Origin of the sequence: Alteromonas sp. K632G (assembly GCF_017653625.1) — a bacterium.
Lineage (GTDB): Bacteria > Pseudomonadota > Gammaproteobacteria > Enterobacterales > Alteromonadaceae > Alteromonas > Alteromonas naphthalenivorans.
This window is the reverse complement of record NZ_JAGGDM010000013.1, coordinates 1-26,554: the sequence shown is the minus strand read 5'-3', so window position 1 is coordinate 26,554 and position 26,554 is coordinate 1. Positions and strand designations below refer to the sequence as shown.

Here is a 26,554-nt window from a genome sequence, read left to right as displayed (position 1 = left end):
TTATTCTGATTTTTACGCATAAACAGGCAAACAGATTAATAATTAATACAGTTTACCTGTTTATAACGCGTGTTGTTAGGCCAGATGTCGATAGCGGTAGCGCTGAAATGCTGCTACCACGGTGGGGGTAAACACTAACGATAATATGACAGAGAAGCCCACGCCACCGGCCAGCACGACAGCAAGAGGCGGCCAGAAGCTTCCTTCACTGAAGAGCAATAACGGGATTAACCCACCCACCGTGGTAAAGGTGGTGGAAAGTATGTGTCGACTACACCCCATGGTTTCTTGCACGATTGCAGCGATATTTCCATGTTTAGCCTCTGCGTTTGCATTTATCGCCGCAATAACCACGATGGAGCCATTTATCGCAACCCCGATTAACCCAGCAGAGCCTAATAGGGGGTTAAAGCCAATCGGTAAGCCTGATAACCATAAACTAAACATGCCAAGCCCTACTGACAGTATCGCTACCAATACAATCACCCCCGCCATACGCAAGCTCGTAAAGGTTAGAATGAGAGTAGTCAGCATGAGTACAAGGAGCACCGGTGCATAAGTCCCTAGCTGCCCCATTGCCCGCTGCTGTTCATCTGCATCACCTGCAAGGTGAATACGATACCCTTCTGGCAACACTAAGCTGTCGTTTAGCTTCTGTCTTAACGTGTTACTGGCATCAACGGGGGGCACATTCGGCAAAAGGTAAGCCTGAATACGATTGACCCGCTCGCCATCTTGTCGAGTAATGCTGCTGATAGACGGTGCTAGTGTTAACGAAGCCACTGCACCTAACGACGACCAGTTTATAGCGCTATTTGCCGAATTGTCTCCTGCCACCGGAATAGGCATGGAGTTTATGCCCGCCACATCTTGTCGGAAACTATCTGATAATCTTACGCGCACAGGAATTTCTTCCGTGCTTTCCAAAACTGAACCACCAGCAAGCCCTGAAAAGTTAATTTGCATCTGACTCGCTAAATCGGAAAGGCTCAAGCCAAGGTAGGACAATGTATCGCTTGAGGCATCAACATTAAGTTCTGGCTCACCCATGGTGATACTGGCTGTAGATTGGGAAATACCGGGTACTGATGACATTAAAAATCGAACTTGCTGACCTAATTCATTCAATATGTCTAAATCGGGCCCGAAAATTTCTACTTCTACCGGCGCAGCAATAGGCGGACCTTGTCCAAATGCACGCACCACAATTTGAACTTCAGGGAAGGTATCATCAAGATGATGTTGCAAACGTCCAATTAATTTGGCCGCCTCTTCTACCGTATGCGTTGTTAAAACGGCATTGGAAAAGTTGGGTAAATTATCACGTGTCATGATTTGGTTGTAATACACTGAAGGAGCAGAACCTCCTACTAACCATGTCACTTGTTTAACCCCTTCGTTTTCGCGAATAACACTGTCGACTTTGTGGGTGTAAGCGAGTGTGTTGCCTATGCTACTGCCCTCTTTCGTCCACATATAAACTTCGAACTGGTCTCTATCAGCGCTGGGGAAAAATACGTTTGCCAACGTACCTGAAAGTACAAAACCCGAGATACAAAACACAAGCACTAAAGGTAAGACTAAAATCGGTCGTGCAATCCACGCGGCTAAATGTACGCGAAACGCTTGGCTTAATTTAGGGGCTTGTAACCCCACTTGCCACCAATGTTTATTCGCCATATTTTCAGCCTGTTCACCTTTAGGGAGAAAGCGAGCGGCTAATGCTGCAATTACTGTCAGCGATATAAACAACGAGCCGATTAGTGCCATCACCACGCTTATAGCAATAGGCCCAACAAAATCCCCAATGTTACCGTTTAGCAGAAAAATAGGCATGAAGCCCAATATGGTGGTAAGTGTAGAGGCCAGTAAGGGCGCAAAAAGGTGAGAGACACTTTTGGCCATTGCACCAACCCGAGTGGCTGATGGGTCTTGTAAATTGATCCTAATTTCATCGGTAATAACAATGGCGTTATCGATTAATAGTCCAATGGCGATGATCATGCCGAAGATGGACATTTGGTGAATTTGCTCGTTGTAAAAGTTAAGAGAGAACAACGCAAATGACGCACATAACGGAAGCGCTAACCCCACTATCCACGATGCTTTAAACCCCATAAAGAGTAATATAACTAACATGACTACCGCACAACCCATTAATAGGTTGCCTGATAGTTCGGCTAAGCGATTGCCGGTATATTTATTCTGCTCAAAAGCAATGTCGGCTGTTACCGTGCCTTTAAATTCCCGATTGAAACTATCAACCACGGTTAGCGCATCGTTGGTCCACACATCGGCACGTAGCGAGGTTTGCATACGGGCAGCAACGAAGATAACTTCCTCTCCATCAAGCACACCAATGTCAGAACGAGGGGTCACATACCCATGGGATACCGTTGCAACGTCTTCTACACGTAAATAACGACCATCTTGATTCGCCAGCGGGATAGCAGACACCATCGCCACCCCATCCAACCCTTTCGCGACTGTGAAGCGTAAATTTGTGCTTTCAGTGTCCAGCACACCTGCAGGAAGTTTAGGATCGGCGTTACTAATGATATTGCTGACTTGCCCAAGGTTTAGGCCGGTTGCCGCGAGTTTATCTGGGGAGATACTTACGCTAATTTCTTCTTCGGGGGCACCATAAATACGTACCAACTCGGTGCCGTGTACATTACGAAGTCTATCGGTGAGTTCTTCCGCTAACCGCCCCGTAAGGGTAAGTGATGTGGTATCAGGGTGCGACGCTTTTAATGCTAACAATAATGTAAATGCAGTGGCACCGCGCTTTTCATCGAATATAGGCGAACCTGCGCCTTCTGGAAAACCTGCTGATGCTTCGCCTATAGCGTCTCGTATTTCACTGAATAACTGTTCGTTACTGCTGCTATCAATCCAATCTTGGGTTTCAATATTAATGACTGAAATACCAGCTCTTGAGGTAGATTTAACTTCCTTTATTTCAAAGATTTCACGTAGCTTATCTTCTATTACATCACTGACAAGCGCTTCCACCCGCTCAGCCGAAGCCCCTGGGTAGGACGTGATCACAAGGGCATTTCGGGTATCAATTCTAGGGTCTTCTAAGCGCGGTAAATTACCTAGCGCAGACATGCCCGCAACGAGCAATATCACTAAGCTTAAAACGAGTAAGTGAGGTCGTCGATAGAATAAGGTATACCATGGGTACTTTTTATCGGTATCAAATAGCATAGGGTTCATCGCGTTACTCCATCAGCGCTATTCACATCACCCTCACTCAATTTAACCGCTTGCCCTGGCGACAGCTTATGCGTTCCACTTGTTACTAAGCGGTCGCCTTCACTTAATGCGCCGCGTACAAAGGCACGCTCACCGTCGGTATAAATAACTTCAACGGTTCTACTTTCAAGGTTAAGCGTCTCTTGTTCTGTCACTACGAACACGCGCCATAGCCCTCGTAAACCATTGCTAAGCGCACTAGCAGGTATCCAACTGCCGTTGCTATCGCCGTGACGTTGCCCTATCAAGGTGGCAAGATCGCCCGGTCGTAAGCCAGCATTACTCGATAAATTAACCAGAATATCAACAGTACGGGTTTGTCTGTTGCGTACAGGAGAAAGTTGGCTCACCGTTGCTTCAATATTTAACGCATCAACATTAAGGGCTACCTTTTCACCTACACGAAATAAAGAGATCATATCCGCTGGCACCGCAAAGCGGGCTTGTAAAGGGGCATCGCTGGTAAGACTAAGCAAAGCAGCCCCTGCAGCGACAACACTACCTTCATCAAAGTAACGCGCACTGATTGTGCCTGAAAAAGGCGCGAGCAATGCTGTTTTAGCTTGCTCTACATCTAGACTGTCAATGCTTGCTTCAATTTCTTTTACCTGTGCGCTCGCAGCAGCCGTATTGGCTTTCACTTCATCTAAACGTTGCGACGATTCTAGTTTTTTCTCCACCAGCACAGTCACCCGTTTTTCACTGAGCTCTGCTAACGTTAAATCTGCACGGGTACGTTCTAACGTTGCATTTAATTCCACAAGACGCGCAGACAACCTGTCATTGTCTAGCTTGGCGAGTACATCACCTTTTTGAACCGTATCGCCTTCATCAGCGAAAATTGCTATGACTTGACCACTGGTATCAAAAGACACATCCGCCGCTTTGGGAGATTCAATGAGTCCATAAATTTTCACCGGCATTTCAAAACCGTTTTGTACCGTAACGCGCTTAGTTGAAACCGCAGTAAGTGGATGCTCGGCAAGTTTTTGTGTCGCGCCATTTAGCCCGGCAGCAAACAGCAGAAGCGTTAAACCAACAACGAAGATAGCGATAGCAGCACACAGTGCTGTCGATGCCCCTTTTCCTTGTTCAGTAGACTCAATTGTCATTTCATTTTCCTTGCTTCTGCAGGCTTATTTGCCTAGGCATATTTGGTAAACTATTTTTACTATGCTAGATTATAAATACTAGACCGTCTAGTTTGATATTAAAATTTGAGTGAGATTCCATTGCCTGAACAAAAAAACAAACGACAAGGCCGCCCCAAAAGCGAAGAAAAACATAACCTTATTCTTCATTCAGCGTCGTGTTTATTTATCGAAAATGGTTTCGCTAATACCTCAATGGATAATATTGCTAAGGCGTCTGGGGTATCAAAACAAACGGTTTATTCTCACTTCGATAATAAAGATGCCTTGTTTAAGGCCGCTATTACGAAGAAATGCCAATCTTACCAACTAGATACCAATCAATTGATGCAAGGCACGAATGCTAACCTTCCGCTAAACCATTATTTAAAGCAGGTAGGTACGCAGTTCATCAGGTTGATACAAGATCCAGAGGCGGTTGCTGTTTTCCGATTGGTCATTGGTGAAGCGCAAAGCACACCTCATGTGGCAAAACTATTTTATGATGCTGGACCTGGTGCATCGATAGAGGCCTTCTCTGAAGTCTTCTTCTTTTATGGTAAAGGCGCGCTAACGAAAGCTAACAGTGTGCAGTTGGCCATAGACTTTTGCTCGTTGTTACAAAGCGACTTTCACAACAAATTGCTGTGCGGTGTTCAAGAGGCAATGCTTAATGAAGCAATTGGCGCTCATGTAGAAATTGCTGTCGAGAAAACCTTACTGCTATTTAATACTTATTGTACAAATAAAGACGAATAACTCAGCATCTAGACGGCGACGAAGGATTACTTATTTCCTCGTTTGTTATACACTAAAGCCGTTTTCGTTGATGATTGAGTGACACATGTCTGACTTTACCGGTAATCATATTCTTTCGGTTAATCAATTCGATCGTGAGGCTATTGAGAAAGTATTCTCAGTTGCTGATTCCATGCAGCCCTATGCGAAACGCCAAAAGCGCACTACTGTGCTTGAAGGCGCCATCCTTGGTAATTTATTTTTCGAACCTAGCACCCGGACTCGCGTCAGTTTCGGCACCGCGTTTAACCTTTTAGGTGGTGAAGTGCGTGAAACCACCGGCATGGCCAGTTCAGCCTTAGCGAAAGGCGAATCACTTTATGATACCGCCCGTGTACTGAGCGGTTACTCAGATATTATTGCCATGCGTCACCCTGCTGCGGGATCGGTAGCCGAGTTTGCAGAAGGCAGTCGTGTTCCAGTGATTAACGGTGGTGACGGTGCTAATGAACACCCCACTCAAGCCTTACTCGATTTATTTACCATTAAACGTGAATTGGAATACCATGGCCATGGTATTGATGGTTTACATATCGCAATGATTGGCGACCTTCGTTACGGTAGAACCGTACACTCGTTGTCTCGCCTTTTATGCTTATTCAAAAATGTGCGCTTCACGCTAATATCGCCTAAAGAATTAGCCATGCCACAACCAATTATCGATGCGATTGAAAATGCGGGGCACCAGCTTAATATAACCGAAACATTTGAAGGCAGTTTAGATGCCGACATTTGTTACCAAACCCGTATTCAGGAAGAGCGTTTTCCTTCTCAAGAAGAAGCCAATAAATACCGTGGGAAGTTCCGTTTAAACCACTCTATTTATACTCGCCATTTTCAGTCCAAAACTGTCATTATGCATCCACTTCCTCGGGATTCTCGTATAGAGGCTAACGAGCTAGATAACGACCTAAATTTAAATCCAAACCTTGCCATATTCAGACAAACCGACAACGGCGTTCTCGTACGCATGGCGTTATTTGCGCTTACGTTAGGCGTTGAAGAGTTATTGACCAAATATGAACGTGAAGTGGTATGGTTCAGCAACAAGAGCAATGAATTACATGCAAAAATCTGAAGTCCTTTTTACCCGCGCCCAAAAAACCATTCCTGGCGGTGTTAATTCTCCCGTTCGCGCTTTTAAAGCCGTTGGCGGAACACCTCGTTTTATTACCAAGGCTGATGGCCCTTACATGTGGGACGCCGATGGTAAACAGTATATCGATTACGTGCAATCGTGGGGCCCCATGGTATTGGGTCATAATAATCCACAAATTCGACAAGCGGTCATCGATGCCTCTGAATTCGGCCTTTCATTCGGTGCACCTACCGAAGCTGAAATTATTATGGCTGAAACGGTAAGTAAATTGGTGCCGTCAATGGAAATGGTACGCATGGTAAATTCAGGCACTGAAGCCACCATGTCAGCTATTCGTTTATCTCGCGGCTACACGGGTCGCAATAAAATCGTTAAATTTGAAGGCTGTTACCACGGTCATGCAGACTCGTTGCTAGTAAAAGCGGGGTCAGGGGCATTGACCATGGGTGTGCCGAGTTCTCCTGGTGTACCTGCTAACGTGGCCGAGCACACCTTAACGGTTGAATATAACAATATAGAAAGTGTAAAGAATGTGTTTAAGGCACACGGAAACGACATTGCCTGTATAATTGTTGAGCCAGTTGCTGGTAATATGAACTGTATTCCACCTGTTGAAGGCTTTTTAGAAGGTCTTCGTGATGTGTGTGACGAATACGGTAGCCTTCTGATTTTTGATGAAGTGATGACAGGTTTTCGGGTATCACGCGGCGGAGCTCAAGAACGTTACGGCATAAAACCAGACCTAACTTGCTTAGGTAAAGTGATTGGCGGCGGAATGCCAGTTGGCTGCTTTGGTGGTAGAAGAGACATTCTTACTCATATTGCTCCTACAGGCCCTGTTTACCAAGCTGGTACACTTTCTGGCAACCCCGTGGCGATGGCAGCAGGTTTAGCCGCCATGGAGCAAATTCAAGAAGAAGGCCTTTACGAAGGCATCTTTGAAAATACCCAAGCACTTGCTGATGGCATGCAAGCCCTTGCCAATAAGCACGGCATTAAACTAAGTACTAATGTTGCCGGCAGTATGTTTGGGATATTCTTTACGGACATTGAGCGCGTGACTAATTATCAGCAGGCCATTAACTGCAATACAGAGCAGTTCAACAAATTTTATCACGGTATGTTGGAGCAAGGTGTTTACTTGGCACCTGCCTCATACGAAGCTGGATTTGTATCGAAAGCGCATGATAAGGACATCATTGCGAAAACTTTAGAAGCAGCTGACAAGGTGTTTGCAATGCTTAAATAATAACAATGGATAGGTATTTTGACGGCGACGGATTGGTTACTACTAAGTGTATTATTTTTAGTTTTTGCTTACAGTGTTGTCGTTACCGCTGTGCTGGTGAAGTATCGCCAGCACAGACTTAATCGACTTATCTACCGACAGCGACGTAAAGCAAACTTAAAATCAGATCCCTCAGCCGAACAGCATAATCAACACGTTGCTGATGAAGCGTTAAGGTTATCTCAAGCCTTTCAAAAATTTGTTCCTCAACAGTTTATCGATCATATCACTAAGACCGGCTCAGGCCATATTGAGCTTGGCTATGCCGATGAGCAGGATGTCGCTATCCTTTTCTGCGACATTCGCGGTTTTACCGGCTTATCAGAAAAAATGCGCCCACAGGAGCTTATGGGGTTTCTCAACTCGTATTTCTTGCGTATGAATAAACCAATTCACGAGAACGGCGGGTTTATTGATAAATTTATCGGCGATGCCATGATGGCATTGTTTGATCATCCAGGTGGTACCCCGCAAGATAAAGCTATTGACGCAATTAACGCTGCGATGGAATTACGCAAAACCCTCGATTTTTACAATATTCGTCGTAAGCGTAAGGGCTTTGTTCCCATTAATGTGGGTGTGGGAATACACTATGGCCCTGTGGTAATGGGAACGGTAGGTTCTGATGACAGAATGGATACCACTGTTATTGGCGACAGCGTTAATATTGCTTGTCGTTTAGAAGCACTAGCGCCAAAGTACGGTGCTGATATTATTGTCAGTGCACAAGTACTTGAAGGAATGGGGGACAAGTTCCCTGTTAAAACGCGGCTTCTTGACTGGGTTCGGGTAAAAGGGCGCAAAGCCCCAATCCAAATTTATGAGGTGCTTAGCCATTTACCACATCAACAGCAGGAAGAACGGTTTTCGGTGCAATCTAAAATTGCCGCTGGCCTAGCCTGTAGAATAGATAAAGAGTGGGATTTGGCTATAGCGCACTTTGAAGCGGCGTTGGCTATTTTTCCTCAAGACTCCTTGGCGAAGCACCATATTGATGTGTGTCGTATATATCAAAACATGCTGCTGCCAGATGATTGGGATGGCGCCTTAACTATTCAGTAAAGCGTCACCGACCCTATTCAGATTCTATATTTTTCGCCTGTTCACGAATAAAGGTAACGGATGGCGCAAAAAAGGCAGCGCCAGTTTCTGCGTTAGTGAAATCTAACCAGCGATCATAATCTCCATCACCATTGCCATATATTTGGCTATGCAGCATGGCCTTAAAAGGCCTAGCACTGGCCGAACAACTCACAAATAGTAGCCCTTGCGACACCATATCACCATACGGCATGCCTTGTTTGATCAGCCCCGCCTTACCACTCTCAGTGGTAATAATGTTGGCGCGAACACTATGAGAAGATTCAGACTGTTCTGCACTTACCAAGTTATGCTGCTGAGTGGTCCCCATTACCTGTTCTTGCTGCCGTGATGAAAGACTATGCCAACGGCGTAAGTCATGCTTGTAGCGCTGCACGTGTAGATAACTTCCACCACTAAAATCAGGATCGTTTTCATTTACGATGGCAACCTCTCTGCGCTTCATTCCACGAGGGTTATCTGCGGCATACAAGTACCCGGTAAGATCCCGTCCATCAAGGTAACGAAAACCACGAATTTGCTCTACCATTTCTACGTGTAATCGGAGTAAATCCATGACCTCGATGCCGATAGCATGGCAGATATCTAAACGGTCAGCCCTAATTTGAATAAACAAATCACAGGGCATAGTAGGCGCACTTCTATCTTCACATTGCATATCAGGGAAAGGCATCAATTCTACTGGAATTAAGCCTGGGTACACTTCAGTCCAATAGCCAGTTCCAATAGCCACAACACCGGTCACCATAGCTTCGTAATGCTCAGACTCAAAGTGTTCGAATATATCTAACACGCGGGCAAGCTTCGCCCTTACCGCCTCACTATCGTCATCAATAACGTTAAGCAGTAAATATTGCGCATGTAAATTAGGTTCTGCGCAAATCCCTTTTTGTGGTTGTGTCATGGGCACTCTTATTGTTATTTAACCATGGCGAACAATGATACGAGTGTGTATTAGTAACCCGCAGCTTGTCCATCTTTTCGGCTTTCAGAAGCCCCAAAGTAAACGTTGCGCTTATCATCCCACATAATTGCCTGATAGCCCCCAAAAGCACCAACAACGCGACGCAATGTGTGACCTCGCTCCATTAACTCTCGCTGTACTGTCTCATCAAATCCTGATTCTAGACTGATATAACCGCCATCAAGCATTAACTTACCTGTAGGCGAACTAGAGCCGCTGTGCAAAATACGCGGAGCATCACCCGCTTCTTGTAAATTCATACCAAAATCGAGCATGTTCACAATAATTTGCGCATGCATTTGAGGCTGAGTACCTCCGCCCATTACACCGAAGCTTAAAAATGGTGCACCATTACGAGTAACAAATGCAGGGATAATGGTGTGAAATGGACGCTTTTCAGGCTTAAGTTCGTTGAAATGACCTTCTTCTAAGGTAAACATTTCACCACGATTTTGTAGTACAAAACCAAGCCCTGGGGGTGTCATTCCTGACCCCATACCGCGATAGTTACTTTGAATTAGCGATACCATATTACCGTCTTTATCGGCTACCGTTAAATAAACTGTATCGCCATCGTAAATACCTGCGTCTACACGTTCTGCGGCTTTAGCGCCGTTAATAAGCTGCTGACGTTCAGTGGCGTAATCTTTGGAAATTAACCACTCAACTGGAATGTCGTTAAATGCGGGATCAGCATAGAACTTTGCGCGATCTTCAAATGCTAACTTTTTCGCTTCCACAAAGGTATGAATATACTCGGCAGAATTAAAGCCCATGCCTTCAATGTCATAGCGCTCTAATATATTGAGTATTTGTAATGCCGCAATACCCTGCCCATTAGGGGGAAGCTCCCATACATCGTAGCCGCGATAATTTGCTGATACCGGCTCTACCCATTCTGACGTATGCGACGCTAAATCAGCATAAGAAAGGTAGCCACCTTGCGACTTCATGTAAGCGTCAATATTTTGCGCAATGTCACCCTTATAAAAAGCATCTCGCCCGCCGGTGGCAATTTTTTCGTAGGTTACCGCGAGACCAGGGTTCTTAAAAACATCCCCTTTTTTGGGGACTTTCCCATTAATAAGAAACGTTTCTGCAAACCCATCGTAATGACCTATTCTTTCGTTGTTCATTGCTAAATAATAAGCAACCAGTTCAGAAACAGGAAAGCCATTTTTGGCATATTCAATGGCCGGCGTGAGCAACGCTGTCATAGGTAACTTGCCAAACTTTTCATGTAGCATAAACCAGCCATCTACGGCCCCAGGCACAGACACAGGCAGTGGCCCAAATTTAGGTATTTGCGCTAAACCTCTATCGTTAAACACTTGTTTGGTCAGCAGCTTAGGAGAGCGACCCGATGCGTTTAACCCAACTAACTTATTTTCTTTAGCATCCCATACTATTGCGAATAGATCGCCGCCTACACCTGCCCCTGTAGTTTCAACAAGCCCCAACATCGCGTTTGCAGCAATGGCGGCATCTACAGCACTACCGCCGCGTTTAAGAACATCGAGAGCCACTTGGGTAGCAAGAGGCTGGCTTGTCGCAGCCATACCATGTTGAGCAATAACTTCTGAACGACTCGCAAACGGCGCGCCGGTAACCCTATCGTACCCATAAGCCATTTGACTGACACACAGTAGTAACAAACATCGCAACAGCATGATTTACTTTCCTAATAAAAGAACAAACCTAATGTAGCATTATTGCTAACTAAGTAAATTATCAATAGTTTAGCGTTATTTTTAACTTTATGAAAAACGAAAAAAGCCCCGTAGATGCGGGGCTTAAGATTGGTGATACAGGCATTATCGTTATTATAAGTAATTTTGCCTGTTCAGACTTCCTTACGTACGGCCGTTGGTGAAGTCAGGATAAGCTTCCAGACCACATTCACTCATATCAACACCGTCGAATTCTTCTTCTTCAGTTACACGAACACCAATAACGGCTTTAATCGCTAACCAAACAACTAGGCTTACTACAAACACCCAAACAAAGATGGTAGCAGCACCAATTAACTGACCCACAATGCTTGAACCGTCGTTAGTGAATGGAACAAGGATAAGACCAAGTAAACCAACCACACCGTGAACAGAGATAGCACCTACTGGATCATCAATTTTAAGTTTATCTAACGCTACAATGCTTAGTACTACTAAGATACCACCAAGGCCACCGAATAAGGTTGCTTGTAGTGGCGTAGGCGTTGAAGGCTCAGCGGTAATTGCAACCAAACCAGCTAGTGCACCGTTAAGGGCCATAGTTAGGTCAGCTTTGCCGAACATAATGCGTGCTAAGATAAGCGCTGCAATACAACCACCAGCTGCTGCGGCGTTAGTGTTCATAAATACAATCGCAACCGCGTTTGCACTTTCAACTGTAGCAGTAGCAAGTACTGAACCACCGTTAAAGCCAAACCAACCCATCCATAAAATGAATGTACCTAGCGTAGCAAGTGGAAGGTTAGCACCTGGAATAGCGTTAACTTTACCGTCAGCAGTATATTTGCCTTTACGAGCACCTAGTACTAATACACCAGCTAATGCTGCAGCAGCACCTGCCATGTGAACAATACCAGAACCTGCAAAGTCAGAGAAACCAAGGTCACCAAGGGTGTACATGCCAAATACAGCTTCACCGCCCCACGTCCAAGCACCTTCCATCGGATAGATGAAACCAGTCATCACAACAGCGAATGCTAAGAAAGCCCAAAGCTTCATACGCTCAGCCACTGCACCAGAAACAATAGACATTGCCGTTGCAACGAATACTACTTGGAAGAAGAAATCAGCAGAAGGTGCATACGTTGCCGCATCTTCAGCAACACCTGTTGCGCCGTCACCCATAATTCCACCAAGGAACGGGCTCCACTCGCCGCCACCATACATGATGCCGTAACCGCAAATCATATACATGGTGCTAGCAATGGCAAATAACGCGATATTTTTAGTTAGAATTTCTGTCGTGTTTTTAGCGCGTACCAAACCAGCTTCTAGCATGGCGAAACCTGCCGCCATCCACATAACTAGTGCACCGCAGATTAAGAAGTAAAAGGTATCTAGTGCATACCCGAGTTCAAATGTAATTTCCATTATGCTTTTCTCCGCAAATTAATCGTTGTGGCTTACAACGCGTCTGTGTCTGACTCGCCAGTTCGAATACGTACGGCTTGTTCAAGGTCGTAAACAAATACCTTACCGTCACCAATCTTGCCAGTCTTGGCTGCGCCAACGATGGCTTCTACCAAGCGATCTACCTGGTCGTCCTGAACGGCAATTTCCAGTTTGACTTTAGGTAAGAAATCCACTTGATATTCCGCGCCGCGGTAAAGTTCAGTGTGGCCTTTTTGACGTCCGAAACCTTTCACTTCGGTAACGGTTAGACCGTCAATTCCGATTTCTGAAATGGCTTCACGAACATCATCTAGCTTGAACGGCTTGATGATAGCTGTGACTAGTTTCATGAGTTGCTCCAGTTTTTTTAATGGTTGTTTTGCACATTTCGTGTCTTGTACAGGGAAGTAAACCAAGAGATGTGCCACAAATAATTAACGAATAAAAACAATAAGTTAACTAAAACGTGATGCATTTTGTTTACATTTATCGCACCAGACTGGTGCATAGCGCCATCAATGCCCAACTTTAGAGCGCAGTGAGTTAAATTAACTGAAAATAGCGATGAAATTAGGATGGAACTAATTAGTAATGATGCGGGTCAGTTACTAGGTATGACAATTATCACACCTATTATAGAGCCTGAGTATGTGCCTGAACGTGCGCAGGTTTTTCATGCGAGCAAGAAGGGTAAACTCGCAAAAGGCCTACTTATCTCAACCCTTTTACACCTAATTGGGTTAGTAATAGTGATTTTCTTTACTACGTTTGAAAGCGGTGTAAAACCAGCACACAAGCCTGCCCCCATTAGTGCAACCTTGTATTACCCCCACGTTAGCGTAGAAAAAACCATTACAGAGGCACCTGAACCGGTAGAAGTTATCCCTCCCGTTGTTGAGCCTAACGTACCAGAAAGCCCCAAAGCAAAAGTGACTGACACTGCCGAGCAAATAAAAGCGGTAGAGACTAAGCCAGTAGAAGCTAAACCCGCAGAAGCAAAACCCACAGAAGCAAAACAAGACAAGACTGCACCAAATACAGAAAGCACAATTACAGAAAATAACTCAACTGAAACCCCCTTGCCTGAAGCACCCGCGCCTACGATTTCCAATACCCAAGCTACTATCAACGCCTCGACAAGAAACCAGAAAGCTGGCAGTTTAAACTTGTCTCCACGGACCAGTGCCTCGCAATTTTTTAATCGAAGAGAGCAAGAAGAAATTGCTGAGGAAGGCTTAAGAGCGGCTGAAGCACATAGGCGGAAAATAGAAAGCCCAGATATTGTTGATACTCGAAAAGGTGAAGAGGACACGTCATATGAAGAACGACCAGTGAAAAAAGTAAATTGCTCCGGCACGACCAACAAAGCGCTTACCGTTTTAAGTGGTTGGACTGGCGGTACGCTTGAATGTAGCAAGGGCAGCGACTACGACCGCTTTATTGAAGCCCGCGTCGCTAAAGAGCCAGTGAAAGACTAGCCGCTTAGACTCTAAGACCCTTTGAGTCCTTCTGATTAATTAGGCATTTGCCGCTTGGCGTAGACGACGCTTCATGATGAGCGCTGGCACAGCATTGCTAATTAGCGCGCCTACCATAATAAGTACAATTGCTATTGAAATGGCGGTGGACAGTGTACTTATTCCAAATAAAAATAGCGCAATACTGGAGATAACAGGTGTAGCAAAGCTTAGGCTCGCCAACAACTGGCGATTACCAAATTTAAGCCCAATATCCCACAAGTAAAACGCGCCACCTACAGGCCCAAGTCCTAGTAATATTGCACTTGCCCAAGCGTTAAATGAAAGGTCCCAATAGCTCGACTCTAGAGCTAGGTGGGAGCCCAGCGCTAGCACTGCTACTGCAATAGATATCCAGCCAATGTCTTCAACATCGCTTTTTGTGCCAGCCATAAACCACGAATAACCCGACCAAATTAAGGCGCAAATAAATGCCAACCCGTAACCCAGTGTAAATTCGCTATTAAACTGAATGCTTTCCCCCCTGTAACTAAAATTCCGCAACCAATAAAACCTAGTGCACCTCCAATTACAGCAAACAACCGTTGGTGCGCGTTAGCCACTGCAATACCCAGCAGTAACGGCCATAGATAGGCAATAAGACTTGCTTCAATAGGCGGTGCATAACGAAGGGCTAGAAAATAGCAAAAGTGAAATCCGAAGAGACCGCTGGTAGCCACTATCCATTGGGTAAGTGTTAGTTTAGGTAATGTAAATAACGGCTCTCGCTTAATTAATCGCTTTAAAAAAAGCAATAGCGCAGAAACTGAAAAACAAATAAAAAGCAGCTGAAAAGGCGGCACTGACGATGCGTAAACACCCAACACAGCTAATACGCCCCACGAAATGATGGCCACAAGCCCTATAAACGTTGCCATTACTTGCCTATTTTTAAAATTCAAGAAGCCTAAGCATAACTGTAATTGTATATTCTATCTGTGCAGAAAAGGCGGTGTGGTTGATTTAAAAGCCTGATTTTCAGTTAAACTTTGCTGCGTTAATGAATACTGCGCTTTCACATATTTTGCGGGCCATTATTTTTCGGGCAAATACTACGGGAATAAATACTTAGCTTATGAAAGGAACTGATCATAGTTACCTTCCTGGCTATCGACGCTTAAAGTGCGTGGGTGGCATACCCACATGGTGTTTAAACCGACGGGTAAACGCAGACACATCGTCATACCCCACGTTTACCGCCACGGCAATAACAGGCATATCTGTATTGCTCAGTAAGGCCCGTGCTTTCTCCATACGCACATTAATGAGGTATTCCCTTAGCCCCATCCCAGTAGCGGCTATAAAGCGCTTTTTAAATTGTGTTGCGCCCACACAGGCAATTTTAGCAAGGGACGTGATAGTGTGTGGGTAGGCGACATCTTGGTGAATGCAAGAAAGCACTGGGATTATACGCTTATCAGTGGCGACACCGCGTTGCTGCTGGGCTAAAAGTGCCGAGAACAAACTTAACATGGCGTCATTCTCATCATCAGTGATGTGATGCGTTAATTGCACTTCCACATACGCTAAAAACGCCTGCATGGGTGTGCTTATTTGAAAAATGGGAGCGCCTTTAGCGGGGTCAGAGGCATTAGCGGATAAGGAGCCTTTAACGGATAAGGAGCCTTCAGCGGGTAAAGAGCCTTCTTCAAATAAATTGCCGCCAGCAATATTGTCCGGCACCGATTGCAAGTCCGCTACAATGAACTTCGCCTGCTCATCAGCAGTAAAGCCATGAATGGCACCAGGTGCTATACAAATCCCCTCTCCTACTCCAACGCACCCACTGAAAGTATTAAGCGATATATCGATATGCCCGTTAAGTGGCAATACTAACTGGTAATAGTCATGAGCGTGCATACACATAGTGCGAGTATAAGAACGAATAGATAATGACGGCTTCACGATACCTCACAGTCATACATAGTGCTTTAAGCTTACGTGCCTCTTATAAAAGTCATTAGGGCGCAAAAACTCAATACGTTAAAAATTAGCTATTACTTTTTATACCTTAACATTGCCAACCTATGACAGTGCAACGTATGCTGCATTTTTGGTTTTTGAAAGGAATGTGACGTGGCCGCTGCGAACTTATTAGCCCTTCTCGATGATATCGCAACATTAATGGATGACATTGCTGTTATGTCGAAGGTGGCAGCAAAGAAAACTGCTGGTGTTTTGGGGGATGATTTGGCGCTTAACGCTAACCAAGTACAGGGCGTGAAAGCTGACAGGGAATTACCCGTTGTGTGGGCCGTAGCAAAAGGCTCATTGCTAAATAAAGTTATATTGGTTCCTGCCGCCCTTCTTATTAGCGCTTTTGTGCCCTCGTTAATCACCGTACTTCTTGTACTAGGCGGACTCTATTTGTGCTTTGAAGGGGCTGAAAAGCTGCTTCATAAATATTTACCTCATGATGATGAGTCAGCAGAACGTGAAGCCAGAATAAACGCCCTTGCTGATGAAAAAGTGGATATGGTCGCGTTTGAAAAAGAGAAAATTAAAGGCGCTATTCGTACCGACTTTATTCTTTCAGCGGAAATCATTGTGATTGCACTAGGGAGTGTAACGGATGCCACTTTTACCACTCAAGTAGGTGTATTGGTGGCGCTTAGCATTGCTATCACATTAGGGGTATACGGGCTGGTTGCTGGTATTGTCAAAATGGATGATGTAGGGCTGTATTTACTGCGTAAATCACTCACGGGTACCATGAACACCCTCCAACGCTTCTTTGGCCGTGCACTGTTAATAGCCGCGCCCATTTTGATGAAAACCCTTGCAATAGTTGGCACCATTGCCATGTTTTTGGTGGGCGGCGGCATTCTTACTCACAACATTGGTTTTCTGCATCACGCCGCAGTGTGGTTCAGCGAACTCGCGCCATCAATAACGACCGTAATGGCGATTGCTGCCGATGGTCTTGCAGGTCTAGTCGCTGGCGCCGTTTTAGCCATCATCTTCACCCTAGCTTCTCGCTTACGCAAAAACTAAATGGTGTGTTTAAGGGGTAGAATCACTGCCCCTTACGTTTATTTAGCCAAATATGTATCTACTTACCTTATCCATATTCTCTGCTTTGCTGTGTCCCGCTTTAATTTTCATTTCCCACAATGATCAGCGTTAGTTATTTTGACCAAAACACATCCACAAACTAACTAAATATTAGTTAATTCGTTAATTTCGAAAACCTACCTTAAAAACAATAAAAATAAAAAATTATAATAATCATTAACTTAACTAATTATAAAAAGATGGCACATCCCTCGCTATAAACTAATTGTTAATTGATAACGACTTAATAAATAACTGCCAAGCAGTCCGATTTAGTGCAGTGACTTACTTTTACTCATAGGAGATGAACCATGTTTACCAACAAAAAATTACTTACTGCGCTGATTCTAAGTACTGCATTTACAGCCACCACTGCAATGGCGGATGAACCAACAAGTAACCTACTGTCGCAAACCGATTATTTAGTGGCTAGTGCAATGACTGATGTAAAACAAGATATGACGATAGGCATCACGTATGACGTATTAACGGCCAGTCATACTTTTGAACCGGATGCGGCAGAAGCCAGCACTTTAATTGCAGATATTACGATTACGCCAATGAAAAGTGATGAGTTTCAAAACGATAACGACGCGTAAGGAGGCAGGTATGCTAACCGCTAGCGCATTATTTATGTTGGTCTTGGCACCCGTAGCAGCATTTGCACTTAGCGCTGTAGTGTTTTCAACAGCGCGATATATGTTAGACCAGTTTTAGTACTAATTTTAAAGTTTAGCCTACTCCCTGGGGCTTTTTCAGGAGGCAATAAAAAGCATATTGAGTTGGATGCTTTTTACTGCCTACCTGTTTTTTTATCCAAATATTCTTTCCCACCAGCTTTTCTTTTCGCCTTCTTTTTCTCCATCAGGCTTCACTGCTTTACCAGAACAATCTTGTTGCGCAGGCGGTAACGCATCTAGAATAGCAGGTACACTCATGCTTCCGGCACAACCGGCAATCACTACCGCGCCGGTCTTCGCGTCAAAGTGCGCAATACCCAAACCATCTGGAAAGCGGCGAGATAAAGACTTAGGTGACTGAGACTTCATATAATTAATAAACACCGGTAAGGCACCACTGGCACCGGTTAAATTTACTGGCAAGTTATCATCATTGCCGACCCACACAGTCACCACGTTGTTACGGTCAAAGCCGCTGAACCAACTATCACGATAATCGTCAGTAGTACCGGTTTTACCCGCCATATTCACGTTACCAAAGTTGGCACCTATTTGTTTTGCGGTTCCATCTATCGTGACTTTGTAAAGTGCATAGTTCAGTAAGTAAGTAGCAGCTTCATCGGTTCGCTGCGCATAAAATTCGGCCTTTTTCCATAACAGTGCATTGTCAGCGGTTACGACTGAGCTCACTGTATGAAGGGGAACATAGCGCCCGCCGTTCGATAATGTTTGGTACATTTGGTTGGTAACAAACGGCGTTAACTCTACCGCCCCTAACGTAAGAGAAGGCACTAAATTGACCTGAGAGGTAACGCCTAGTCGTGCAATCGTGTCAGCAATAACATCCAGCCCCACTTGCATGCCTAAATTAACGGTAGGCACATTCAAAGATTCAACCAATCCTTGAATAAGCGGCACTTGCCCTCTGAATTCTTTATCGTAATTTAACGGTGACCATTGCTGCCCATTACGGCTTTCTAGCGTAATAGGCTCATCTTCAAGTGGCGTGGCTAAATTAAACTGGGTTGGATCTTCAAGGGCTGATAAATACACCGCAGGTTTAATTAATGAACCGATTGGACGCTTCGCTCCTAACGCTCGGTTAAACCCTTTAAATGAGTAGTCTTTACCGCCAACAATGGCGCGCACTTCGCCTTTGGCACTGTCGGTCACAACCATCGCGCCTTGAAGGGGATTTTTCCTGTTCGTTTGTAAACTGGCAATCGTACCAGAGAGGGCTTTTTCTGCCCGGCGCTGAGCCACGATATCTAACGTGGTAAACACTTTTACGCCCGAGTCACGCAAGCTTGAATCGGCTAGAATATCTGCAAGCTCTCGTCTTACCTGCTCCATAAAAGCAGGATGTTTGCCGCTGGCCAAACTAGCGCCACTGGCCAAACCTAACGGCATATTAATCGCCCGCTCATATTGACTGCGGTCAATTTCATTTTCGTCAAATAACATACGCAACACTAAGTCTCGGCGCTCTTTAACGCGCTCAGGGTGTTTACGTGGATTATAATAAGAAGGGCCTTTGATAATAGCCACAAGCGTTGCTATTTCAGTTGTGCTCAGTTCATTCGCTGGGCGGTCAAAGTAGAAGTAACTAGCCAGCCCGAAACCGTGCACCGCCATGTCTCCATTTTGCCCTAAGAAGACTTCATTTAAATAGGCTTGAATGATTTCCGACTTGGAATACCTGGCGTCTATGATCACCGCCATAATGGCTTCTTTCGCTTTACGCACAATCGAGCGCTCACGGGTTAGAAACATATTTTTGACTAATTGCTGGGTAAGCGTGCTACCACCTTGTACGGTTCTGCCCGCCGCAATATTTGCTAATAGCGCCCGTAGTATTGATAACGGAGCCACCCCGTGGTGATTATAAAAATTGCGATCTTCAACAAGGGTTAGCGCTTTTGGAAGCATGTCGGGGATAGTATCTAATGTAACCAACATTCTATCTTCCTGACTACCACTGACCATGCGCGTAACTAACCATGGCTCAAGTTTTATGGTGCCAAAAGGGCGAGTTTGAGTTCTGTCTTGAATTAGGCTAATCCGACTGCCTTGCCAGGTTATCTCTAAATGGCGAAGCCCTTCTGCCCCTTCAGGGAAATGAAACGCACGGCGCTGAATATTTAAAATGCCATTTCGATAACTGTACTCGCCGCTACCATCTGCCTCATTAACTTTGCGATATCCCAATAAGGTTAATTCATCAATCACTTCGGTGGGAGTAATTTCCTGCCCCTTAGTGAGTTCTAAGGGGCGGGCAAATATCTGCGCAGGAACTTCCCACTTATTGCCTGAAAATTCATGTTTAATTTGCGCATCTAAGTAAAAAGCATAGGCGCCAAGTACCACAACGCCTATCAGAAATAAGCGCAAGAAAAGCTTCATTATTGAAAAAGATTTAGGTTTGGATGCCGCTTTTGATTGTTTTTTTGCCACTTTTTTTACCACTGAGAATGCCATGATATGAAGCTGAAAAAATTGTGCAGCTTTCTGAACACAATTTCCAGCGAATGCTGAAGAATTTTGTAGCAGCATATAAACAACTGTGTGCTGCACACTCTGAAGTTAGCGAACACTACCACTGCTCCCCCTCGGCAACAACTACAAAAATAGCGCCACGCTAAAATCAATCGTTTCAATGTTACCAACCGTAGTAATGCTGAATGGTTACACTTAAGGAGAAATTATGACATCTGAAAATAAGGCGAGCTCTATTGCCAATATGGAAGGGTTACAATCGGCTATCGTAGCGGGAGAAAAGGCCAGAGTGAAAGAGCTGTTAGAGGGTCGTTCGTTAGATGAACTTCAAAAAGGGTATTTAATCGAGCTTGCTGAATTAAACAACGATGGCGACATTGTTGGTATTTTAAAACAAGCGCCTACAGCTTAACGCCACAAGGTAGGTTTACATATTGTTACGTATCATGTGCCATAAACCTTAGCGCATCATTGAATTATACTCGCGTTTTACAGTCACATTGAGATAGCATGTGTGCTCGCAATACAGGAATTGAATTATGGGTTTAAAGGGTAAAGGGAAGCAGTGGGTTACTGCAGTATCAATGATGTCAGCACTGCTATCAGGGCTTTGCAGCACGACTGCAATGGCCGATGAGGCGTTTTCCATGTGTACCTCTCAACTTGCCAACAAAGCACTTGAGCAAGGTGTCAGTCAAGAGACTGTCGATACCATTTTCCCCTCATTAGTATACCAAGCTCGTGTAATAGAGCTTGATAGAAGCCAACCAGAATTCGTGCAAACCTTTCCGGGCTACTTTAGTAAACGTGTAACCGATTGGCGCACGAGTAAGGGCAAGGAAATGTATGAAAAGCACAAGGACTTGTTGCACAAATTAAGTGACAAGTACGGTGTTCCGCCGCACTATTTGCTTGCCTTCTGGGGGCTTGAAACTAACTTTGGTAATTACAAAGGCAAAATGCCTGTTCTTGATTCGTTAGCCACCCTTGCTTGCGATCCCCGAAGAAGCAAATACTTTACCCAAGAGCTTTTGGTAGCAGTGAAGTTATTTGAGCGTGAGTCACTCACCCGTGAGGAAATGGTAGGTTCTTGGGCTGGCGCTATGGGTCATACCCAATTTATGCCGTCGGCTTATACCCATTACGCGGTAGATGGCGACAATGACGGTCAAATCAACTTATGGAATAGTGAAGAAGATGCGCTAACCTCTGCGGCCAACTTTCTTGCGAGTTTAGGCTGGCAACGAGGCTTTCGTTGGGGCCGGGAAGTGCAGCTTCCTGAAGGTTTCGATTATCAACTTTCTGGTTATAAGAACCGCCGTACATTGAGCCAGTGGAGCGAACTAGGCGTGAAACAAGCCGATGCTAGCCCATTAGGCGACGACGATACCAAAGCATATGTGGTGGTTCCTGCTGGTCATGCAGGCCCAGCGTTTGTGGGTTACCAAAACTTTCGCGTGATCATGCGTTGGAATAATTCAGAGTTTTACGCCATTGCGGTAGGCGTATTAGCCGATAGAATTTCAGGCGCATCAGGTATTATTGCTCCCCTTCCGGATTTACCCGCTTACAGCCGAAACGATATTATTGGCCTACAGAAAAAGTTGAACGACCGTGGCTTCGATGTAGGCCCCCCCGATGGAATAATTGGCCCTGCTACCCGCGAAGGTATTCGCAACTATCAAATAGCAAACGACATGATTGCTGATGGTTTTCCAGGTTTAAACGTGATGCAGTCTTTGAACTTAGTTGATAAGAGTGCTTAGTTGTTTCTAAAAGGCTTTACTTGCCCCGTTAGCCCATCGCCTTCTTTGTTTTGGCGGTGGGTTTAGCGGTAGCTGGTTCATCTGGCCAAAAGTGCTTGGGGTAGCGCCCTTTCATTTCTTTTTGAATCGCTAAATAACTGCCTGTCCAAAACCCCGCTAAATCTTTAGTGGTTTGAAGCGGTCGTCCTGCTGGCGACAATAGCTCATACACAATATTGGTTCTGCCACCCGCCACCGTCAGTGGAACAGTTTGGCTATACATCTCTTGCATCCTAACGGCTAACACCACATCACCGTTATCGCGATACTCAAGTGCAGCATCACGCCCTGTGGGTATCGGTAAATGAGTTGGTAATAGTGAAGCAAGGGCGTCTTGCTGCGGCCAACTAAGCGCATTATTGAGCGTATTTTTCCATGGCAACTTTTGCAGTTTCGCCAAAGACTCGCATCGGCTTAATGGCTCAACTAATGCCTCTTTTGCGCTGTGCATTAATGCCGGTAAAGACTGGGGCCAAGGGTCTGGTTTGTCGAACGCCTGCGGCTGAGGTAAATTCAACGATGCGGCAAGTTTAAGTCTGTTCCACCATTGCCAATCACCTTCCGTTAGTGGCCACTCACTTACTGGAATATTCTCTAAATATTCAAACCAAGCATGAGCGGTCTGTTTTTTCCAAAAACGATTATCTTGTTGCTTTTCCTGCCCTGATACAGGCTCACTCGCTAAGTCGATGGCATGAAAACCGGTAATCACCCGTGCTTCCATAGCCTTTTTTGCCACGTTGTAACGTACTTGCTTTTTGCTAGTAAACTCATTTGGGAACACGGCACGAAGCAGGGCTTCATTAATCGGCTGGACTAACCTGAACTTCACCGTATTTCCGGTTTGCTGACCATGTAAAACGGCCAACCACTGTTCAGGGGAATGCTGCTCTAATTCGCCCCCCTTGCCACTGGCGAGCTTATATCCACTTTGCTGAGGCTTTCCTTGCATATTTCCTTGCAGGGTCCCTCGTATAGCACCTTGTGTAGCCCCTTGTCCGCTTTGCTTTCCATTTACTTTTCCGTTGGCCTTATCAGGTGCTTGCCCCCGATAAAACGCCACCCGCTGAGGAAAGGCAATGGCAATACAAAGCGCCAATGCTTCTTCGTCTATACCGTTAATGTCCAAATCGTTCGCCGTAAGACCAACATATCTTGCATATTTAGATGCTTGCTGATGAAGCTGTTTGCGCGCTTGACCATCAAGATTCAACAGCGCATCAATGACATAGGTTTGTGTAAACTGTCCAGCTAGGTTTTCGGCCAATGCCACCACAAAAGGCGCAGCACATTTAAGTTTCCTTTGCAGTGCAGGCTCTACCCCTTCAACACCTTGCTCGCAGCGTATTAACAAATTCGCCAAATTCGGATGGCAGGGTATGTCGGACAGTTTACGCCCATAGGAGGTAATTATTGGGTTGTCATCAAGATCTCTAAGAGCATCTATGGCGGTTAAGTTATTACTAGCCACCTTCAGCTGTGCATTAGTTGGCTGGGTTAACATCGCCAACGATGAGGGCGTAGCGCCCCATTGCAAGGCATCGAGCAATAAGGACGAAACATCTTCTCGTAATACTTGCGGAGCATTATGCTGCGCCATACGTTCAAAACTACTTTGGCTACATAGACGGTAGCAATCGCCCGCGCTAACGCGTCCCGCTCGCCCAGCCCGTTGAATAGCCGATGCTCGGGATATACGCTGTTGCATTAACTGGGTAAAACCACTGGAAGGGTTATATTGCGCTTGATTCTCCCACATACTGTCTACCACCACCTTAACCCCTTCTATGGTTAAGCTTGTTTCGGCAATATTGGTGGCAAGAATAATTTTACGTCGTCCTTGTGGATCAGGGTTGATAGCGGATTGTTGGGCTTCTTTGCTCATCGCCCCAAAAAGTGTGTGCAATGCCACATCATATTTATCTTCCAGCGTAGAAAGTCGTTGTGCCACCCCTCGAATGGCTCCGCTTCCTGGCAAGAAGACCAGTACATCACCTTGGTGTTGAGAAAACGCTCGGGTAGTCATTTCTGCGGTGGCGCTAACCACCTCATGGGCGAGCACATCTTTGCTGTAATGCATAGTAACGGGGAAAGTTCGCCCTTCTGCATCGAGGTTGATTGCGGGCACAGCCCCGTGATTATTCATTAATGCAGTAAGCGGCTCTACATCAAGGGTGGCCGACATCACCACTAGGCGGAGATCTTCTCGCAAGCCAGCTTGTACGTCGAGGGCTAGCGCTAAACCGAAGTCGCTATGAATGCTGCGCTCATGAAATTCATCAAATATAATGGCCGATACCCCAGCAAGTTCAGGGTCAGACTGAATCATTCTGGCGAGTATACCTTCGGTAATGAGTTCAAGGCGGGTGTTCTTTCCTACCTTACTTTCACCTTTAATACGGTAACCTACTGTGTCGCCCACTTTTTCATTAAGTATGCCTGCCAGATAATTCGCCAAATTCCTTACGACTACGCGGCGAGGCTGCATCAACAACACTTTGCCCTGTGGTATCGCGCTTAACAGAGAAAGTGGTAGCACCGTAGACTTACCTGCACCCGGCGGTGCACCTATGATAAGGTTGTTTTCACTAATCGCCTTATTAACGGGTTCAATAAGCTGGGCGGCGGGTAAATGTAATAACGGCTGTAACATAAAGGTTTGCAATACCTAGATAAACTTCTCACACTATTGTACTTGAATTTACCTGTAGCAGAAGTTTTGCATTGCGTTAAAACAAGCACTGCTAGACTAAGCACAGCTAAATAGAGACACCTGACGATATGTCCATTTGGGTTTAAACAATTTTCTATTAACTAGGGCGTGTTGACTTCATTACACGTAGATAGAGGAGTGGGTATGCGTTGTTTCATTGGTTTAGATTTACATTCAACAGAAAAGTTAGCCCTTGATAGTTGGCGGCAACAAGCCCTCCCAGAGGTGACAGCCCGCAACATGTTCAATCTTTCTGAGGGCCGAGCCCACAATGAAGTTAGAGGGAGCGAAAGCAGGCGAAGCAAGGGTAAAGAGAGCAAAGGTAAAAGGCGTGACTCAGGCGCATCCCAACCTTATGCGGTTAACGCAGCCAATTACCATATGACCTTAAGTTTTCTCGGTCACATTACTCACCGACAACATGAGGCGTTAGTCGCCGAACTAGATACGCTAGTTCATGCACCTTTTTCACTAACGTTAGACACTACAGGTATTTGGAACGGCCCTAAGATTCTCTTTGCCGCACCACAATCACCGCCAGCAGAGCTCATGGCCTTAGCAAAATCTACCCGCAAGGCCGCCAGATCAGCAGCTATAGAGGTTGATGGTAAAGCTTTTTCGCCCCATGTTACTGTTATTCGAAAAGCCACGGCAGCGCTTCCTGTGCCTTTGTATACACCTCATATAGAGATGCACGCCTCGGCGTTTCACCTTTTTGAATCCGTCTCTACACCGCAAGGGGTTACATACCCCGTTAGGCAAAGTTGGAATTTAAAGCACAATATGTCAGTGCGTGAGAAGCTACGCCGAGGGATTAATGATGAGTAGTTAGTTAACGATCATTCATCGGGTGATATTATTTATAGCTAAATAGCCTATTTCAGTTAGGTTTTTTCACCCCAAAAACCTTTACTTCACTGGCGTAGCTGGGTAAAAAGGGGGTCTTATTTAGTGAGACCTCAATTCCATGCAACAAACGTTTCGATTAGTAATAGATTGCCCTGACCAAATTGGCTTAGTTGCCAGTGTTTCTCAGTTTTTAGCTAGCCATGGTGCCACCATCGTTGAAGCTAACCATCACACCGATTTACAAACCGGTAGATTCTTTATGCGCCATGAAATTGGTGCCGATTCTATTGGGTTAGATTACGACAGCTTTTTAGCAGAATTTGCGCCTTTGGCGAACGAATTTCAAATGAATTGGAAACTCTCTGATTCGGGTAAGAAGCAGCGCGTTGCCTTACTGGGTAGCGTGGAATCTCACTGTATGGTTGATTTACTGCATCGCTGGCACACCGGTGAGCTTGATTGCGATATACCGTGCATTATTGGCAATCATCCACAAATGAAGCAATTTGCCGATTGGTATAAAGTGCCGTTTCATTGGGTAGACTTTAAAGCGCTGGGTAAAGAAGCGGCTTTTGCGCAAATCTCAACCTTATTGGAAGAGTGTGATTACCAAGGGATTGTGTCGGTCTAATTACCGAGCGATTTTGTCGTAAATAGCATATCAGCCAGTTGCTAAA

21 protein-coding genes and 1 pseudogene are annotated in these 26,554 nt (G+C 45.2%); 11 read left to right on the top strand and 11 right to left on the bottom strand.

Translation table 11 applies throughout. The annotated features are described in order from the left end of the window. Positions 1-75: 75 nt before the first annotated feature. Both J5X92_RS13340 and J5X92_RS13335 read right to left on the bottom strand, forming a co-directional pair. Positions 76-3,222: an efflux RND transporter permease subunit gene (locus J5X92_RS13340; protein ID WP_208805935.1), complete on the bottom strand. Its 3,147-nt coding sequence runs from the start codon at positions 3,220-3,222 to the stop codon at positions 76-78. Then, positions 3,219-4,373 carry an efflux RND transporter periplasmic adaptor subunit gene (locus J5X92_RS13335; protein WP_208805934.1) on the bottom strand — a complete coding sequence of 385 codons (1,155 nt, stop codon included), beginning with the start codon at positions 4,371-4,373 and terminating at the stop codon, positions 3,219-3,221. The genes J5X92_RS13340 and J5X92_RS13335 overlap by 4 nt, the downstream gene beginning before the upstream one ends. Positions 4,374-4,493: 120 nt before the next feature. Here J5X92_RS13335 and J5X92_RS13330 point away from each other — a divergent pair, with 120 nt between their 5' ends. From J5X92_RS13330 to J5X92_RS13315, 4 genes are all read left to right on the top strand, one after another. Further along, positions 4,494-5,150, top strand: a complete 657-nt coding sequence (locus tag J5X92_RS13330; RefSeq protein WP_208805933.1) for a TetR/AcrR family transcriptional regulator — start codon at positions 4,494-4,496, stop codon at positions 5,148-5,150. A gap of 85 nt (positions 5,151-5,235) precedes the next feature. Then, complete coding sequence (locus tag J5X92_RS13325) at positions 5,236-6,267, top strand: aspartate carbamoyltransferase (protein ID WP_013785689.1); 1,032 nt, start codon at positions 5,236-5,238, stop codon at positions 6,265-6,267. Beyond that, positions 6,254-7,537 (top strand): glutamate-1-semialdehyde 2,1-aminomutase, encoded by a 1,284-nt coding sequence (gene hemL, locus J5X92_RS13320; protein ID WP_126873001.1) that lies wholly within the window; start codon positions 6,254-6,256, stop codon positions 7,535-7,537. Before J5X92_RS13325 ends, hemL begins: the two co-directional genes overlap by 14 nt. A gap of 18 nt (positions 7,538-7,555) precedes the next feature. Continuing rightward, positions 7,556-8,638 carry an adenylate/guanylate cyclase domain-containing protein gene (locus tag J5X92_RS13315; RefSeq protein ID WP_129735983.1) on the top strand — a complete coding sequence of 361 codons (1,083 nt, stop codon included), beginning with the start codon at positions 7,556-7,558 and terminating at the stop codon, positions 8,636-8,638. A gap of 13 nt (positions 8,639-8,651) precedes the next feature. On the opposite strand, the gene J5X92_RS13310 is transcribed toward J5X92_RS13315, so the two are convergent. The 4 genes from J5X92_RS13310 to glnK form a co-directional block, all read right to left on the bottom strand. Next, positions 8,652-9,581: a Dyp-type peroxidase gene (locus J5X92_RS13310; RefSeq protein WP_129735981.1), complete on the bottom strand. Its 930-nt coding sequence runs from the start codon at positions 9,579-9,581 to the stop codon at positions 8,652-8,654. A gap of 50 nt (positions 9,582-9,631) precedes the next feature. Next, positions 9,632-11,311 (bottom strand): gamma-glutamyltransferase, encoded by a 1,680-nt coding sequence (gene ggt / locus J5X92_RS13305; protein ID WP_208805932.1) that lies wholly within the window; start codon positions 11,309-11,311, stop codon positions 9,632-9,634. Between the two features lie 183 nt (positions 11,312-11,494). Continuing rightward, positions 11,495-12,742: an ammonium transporter gene (locus tag J5X92_RS13300; protein ID WP_013785694.1), complete on the bottom strand. Its 1,248-nt coding sequence runs from the start codon at positions 12,740-12,742 to the stop codon at positions 11,495-11,497. 32 nt (positions 12,743-12,774) lie between these two features. After that, positions 12,775-13,113 (bottom strand): P-II family nitrogen regulator, encoded by a 339-nt coding sequence (gene glnK, locus J5X92_RS13295; RefSeq protein WP_013785695.1) that lies wholly within the window; start codon positions 13,111-13,113, stop codon positions 12,775-12,777. Positions 13,114-13,338: 225 nt separating this feature from the next. Here glnK and J5X92_RS13290 point away from each other — a divergent pair, with 225 nt between their 5' ends. Continuing rightward, positions 13,339-14,241 carry a hypothetical protein gene (locus J5X92_RS13290; protein ID WP_013785696.1) on the top strand — a complete coding sequence of 301 codons (903 nt, stop codon included), beginning with the start codon at positions 13,339-13,341 and terminating at the stop codon, positions 14,239-14,241. 39 nt (positions 14,242-14,280) lie between these two features. Here the strand turns inward: J5X92_RS13290 and J5X92_RS21440 are convergent, their stop codons facing one another. The 3 genes from J5X92_RS21440 to J5X92_RS13280 all read right to left on the bottom strand — a co-directional run bounded on the left by J5X92_RS21440 (position 14,281) and on the right by J5X92_RS13280 (position 16,185). Next, complete coding sequence (locus J5X92_RS21440) at positions 14,281-14,673, bottom strand: EamA family transporter (protein WP_348272401.1); 393 nt, start codon at positions 14,671-14,673, stop codon at positions 14,281-14,283. Positions 14,674-14,696: 23 nt separating this feature from the next. Next, complete coding sequence (locus J5X92_RS21435; protein ID WP_348272400.1) at positions 14,697-15,158, bottom strand: EamA family transporter; 462 nt, start codon at positions 15,156-15,158, stop codon at positions 14,697-14,699. Positions 15,159-15,387: 229 nt separating this feature from the next. Beyond that, positions 15,388-16,185, bottom strand: a complete 798-nt coding sequence (locus J5X92_RS13280) for an AraC family transcriptional regulator (RefSeq protein WP_126872968.1) — start codon at positions 16,183-16,185, stop codon at positions 15,388-15,390. Between the two features lie 171 nt (positions 16,186-16,356). On the opposite strand from J5X92_RS13280, the gene J5X92_RS13275 reads away from it, so the two are divergent. Together J5X92_RS13275 and J5X92_RS13270 are read left to right on the top strand one after the other, a co-directional pair. Beyond that, positions 16,357-17,274 carry a DUF808 domain-containing protein gene (locus tag J5X92_RS13275; protein WP_013785699.1) on the top strand — a complete coding sequence of 306 codons (918 nt, stop codon included), beginning with the start codon at positions 16,357-16,359 and terminating at the stop codon, positions 17,272-17,274. A gap of 371 nt (positions 17,275-17,645) precedes the next feature. Next, entirely contained in the window at positions 17,646-17,933 is a 288-nt protein-coding gene (locus J5X92_RS13270; RefSeq protein WP_208805931.1) for a hypothetical protein, read from the top strand. 213 nt (positions 17,934-18,146) lie between these two features. Here J5X92_RS13270 and mrcB read toward each other — a convergent pair whose 3' ends face one another. Further along, positions 18,147-20,417 carry a penicillin-binding protein 1B gene (mrcB, locus tag J5X92_RS13265; RefSeq protein ID WP_244360779.1) on the bottom strand — a complete coding sequence of 757 codons (2,271 nt, stop codon included), beginning with the start codon at positions 20,415-20,417 and terminating at the stop codon, positions 18,147-18,149. Positions 20,418-20,718: 301 nt separating this feature from the next. Here mrcB and J5X92_RS13260 point away from each other — a divergent pair, with 301 nt between their 5' ends. Continuing rightward, on the top strand, positions 20,719-20,922 hold the full coding sequence (locus J5X92_RS13260) for a hypothetical protein (RefSeq protein WP_013785703.1): 204 nt from the start codon (positions 20,719-20,721) through the stop codon (positions 20,920-20,922). 127 nt (positions 20,923-21,049) lie between these two features. Next, positions 21,050-22,276, top strand: a complete 1,227-nt coding sequence (locus tag J5X92_RS13255) for a lytic murein transglycosylase (protein ID WP_208805929.1) — start codon at positions 21,050-21,052, stop codon at positions 22,274-22,276. Between the two features lie 28 nt (positions 22,277-22,304). On the opposite strand, the gene J5X92_RS13250 is transcribed toward J5X92_RS13255, so the two are convergent. Beyond that, positions 22,305-24,968: an ATP-dependent helicase C-terminal domain-containing protein gene (locus tag J5X92_RS13250; RefSeq protein WP_208805928.1), complete on the bottom strand. Its 2,664-nt coding sequence runs from the start codon at positions 24,966-24,968 to the stop codon at positions 22,305-22,307. Between the two features lie 204 nt (positions 24,969-25,172). On the opposite strand from J5X92_RS13250, the gene thpR reads away from it, so the two are divergent. Together thpR and J5X92_RS13240 are read left to right on the top strand one after the other, a co-directional pair. Continuing rightward, complete coding sequence (thpR, locus tag J5X92_RS13245) at positions 25,173-25,856, top strand: RNA 2',3'-cyclic phosphodiesterase (protein ID WP_126872972.1); 684 nt, start codon at positions 25,173-25,175, stop codon at positions 25,854-25,856. 139 nt (positions 25,857-25,995) lie between these two features. Continuing rightward, positions 25,996-26,505 (top strand): annotated as a pseudogene (locus J5X92_RS13240) (ACT domain-containing protein); the annotation flags it as partial. Between the last annotated feature and the right edge of the window lie 49 nt (positions 26,506-26,554).

What these genes read in the sequence shown, in the direction of transcription:
- J5X92_RS13335 (WP_208805934.1), bottom strand. Translation starts at nt 4,373, where the DNA reads ATGACAATTGAGTCTACTGAACAAGGAAAAGGGGCATCGACAGCACTG.
- J5X92_RS21435 (WP_348272400.1), bottom strand. Translation starts at nt 15,158, where the DNA reads ATGGCAACGTTTATAGGGCTTGTGGCCATCATTTCGTGGGGCGTATTA.
- J5X92_RS13255 (WP_208805929.1), top strand. Translation starts at nt 21,050, where the DNA reads ATGGGTTTAAAGGGTAAAGGGAAGCAGTGGGTTACTGCAGTATCAATG.
- J5X92_RS13340 (WP_208805935.1), bottom strand. Translation starts at nt 3,222, where the DNA reads ATGAACCCTATGCTATTTGATACCGATAAAAAGTACCCATGGTATACC.
- hemL (WP_126873001.1), top strand. Translation starts at nt 6,254, where the DNA reads ATGCAAAAATCTGAAGTCCTTTTTACCCGCGCCCAAAAAACCATTCCT.
- J5X92_RS13300 (WP_013785694.1), bottom strand. Translation starts at nt 12,742, where the DNA reads ATGGAAATTACATTTGAACTCGGGTATGCACTAGATACCTTTTACTTC.
- J5X92_RS13260 (WP_013785703.1), top strand. Translation starts at nt 20,719, where the DNA reads ATGACATCTGAAAATAAGGCGAGCTCTATTGCCAATATGGAAGGGTTA.
- J5X92_RS13310 (WP_129735981.1), bottom strand. Translation starts at nt 9,581, where the DNA reads ATGACACAACCACAAAAAGGGATTTGCGCAGAACCTAATTTACATGCG.
- ggt (WP_208805932.1), bottom strand. Translation starts at nt 11,311, where the DNA reads ATGCTGTTGCGATGTTTGTTACTACTGTGTGTCAGTCAAATGGCTTAT.
- J5X92_RS21440 (WP_348272401.1), bottom strand. Translation starts at nt 14,673, where the DNA reads ATGGCTGGCACAAAAAGCGATGTTGAAGACATTGGCTGGATATCTATT.
- J5X92_RS13270 (WP_208805931.1), top strand. Translation starts at nt 17,646, where the DNA reads ATGTTTACCAACAAAAAATTACTTACTGCGCTGATTCTAAGTACTGCA.
- mrcB (WP_244360779.1), bottom strand. Translation starts at nt 20,417, where the DNA reads ATGAAGCTTTTCTTGCGCTTATTTCTGATAGGCGTTGTGGTACTTGGC.
- glnK (WP_013785695.1), bottom strand. Translation starts at nt 13,113, where the DNA reads ATGAAACTAGTCACAGCTATCATCAAGCCGTTCAAGCTAGATGATGTT.
- J5X92_RS13250 (WP_208805928.1), bottom strand. Translation starts at nt 24,968, where the DNA reads ATGTTACAGCCGTTATTACATTTACCCGCCGCCCAGCTTATTGAACCC.
- J5X92_RS13290 (WP_013785696.1), top strand. Translation starts at nt 13,339, where the DNA reads ATGGAACTAATTAGTAATGATGCGGGTCAGTTACTAGGTATGACAATT.
- thpR (WP_126872972.1), top strand. Translation starts at nt 25,173, where the DNA reads ATGCGTTGTTTCATTGGTTTAGATTTACATTCAACAGAAAAGTTAGCC.
- J5X92_RS13325 (WP_013785689.1), top strand. Translation starts at nt 5,236, where the DNA reads ATGTCTGACTTTACCGGTAATCATATTCTTTCGGTTAATCAATTCGAT.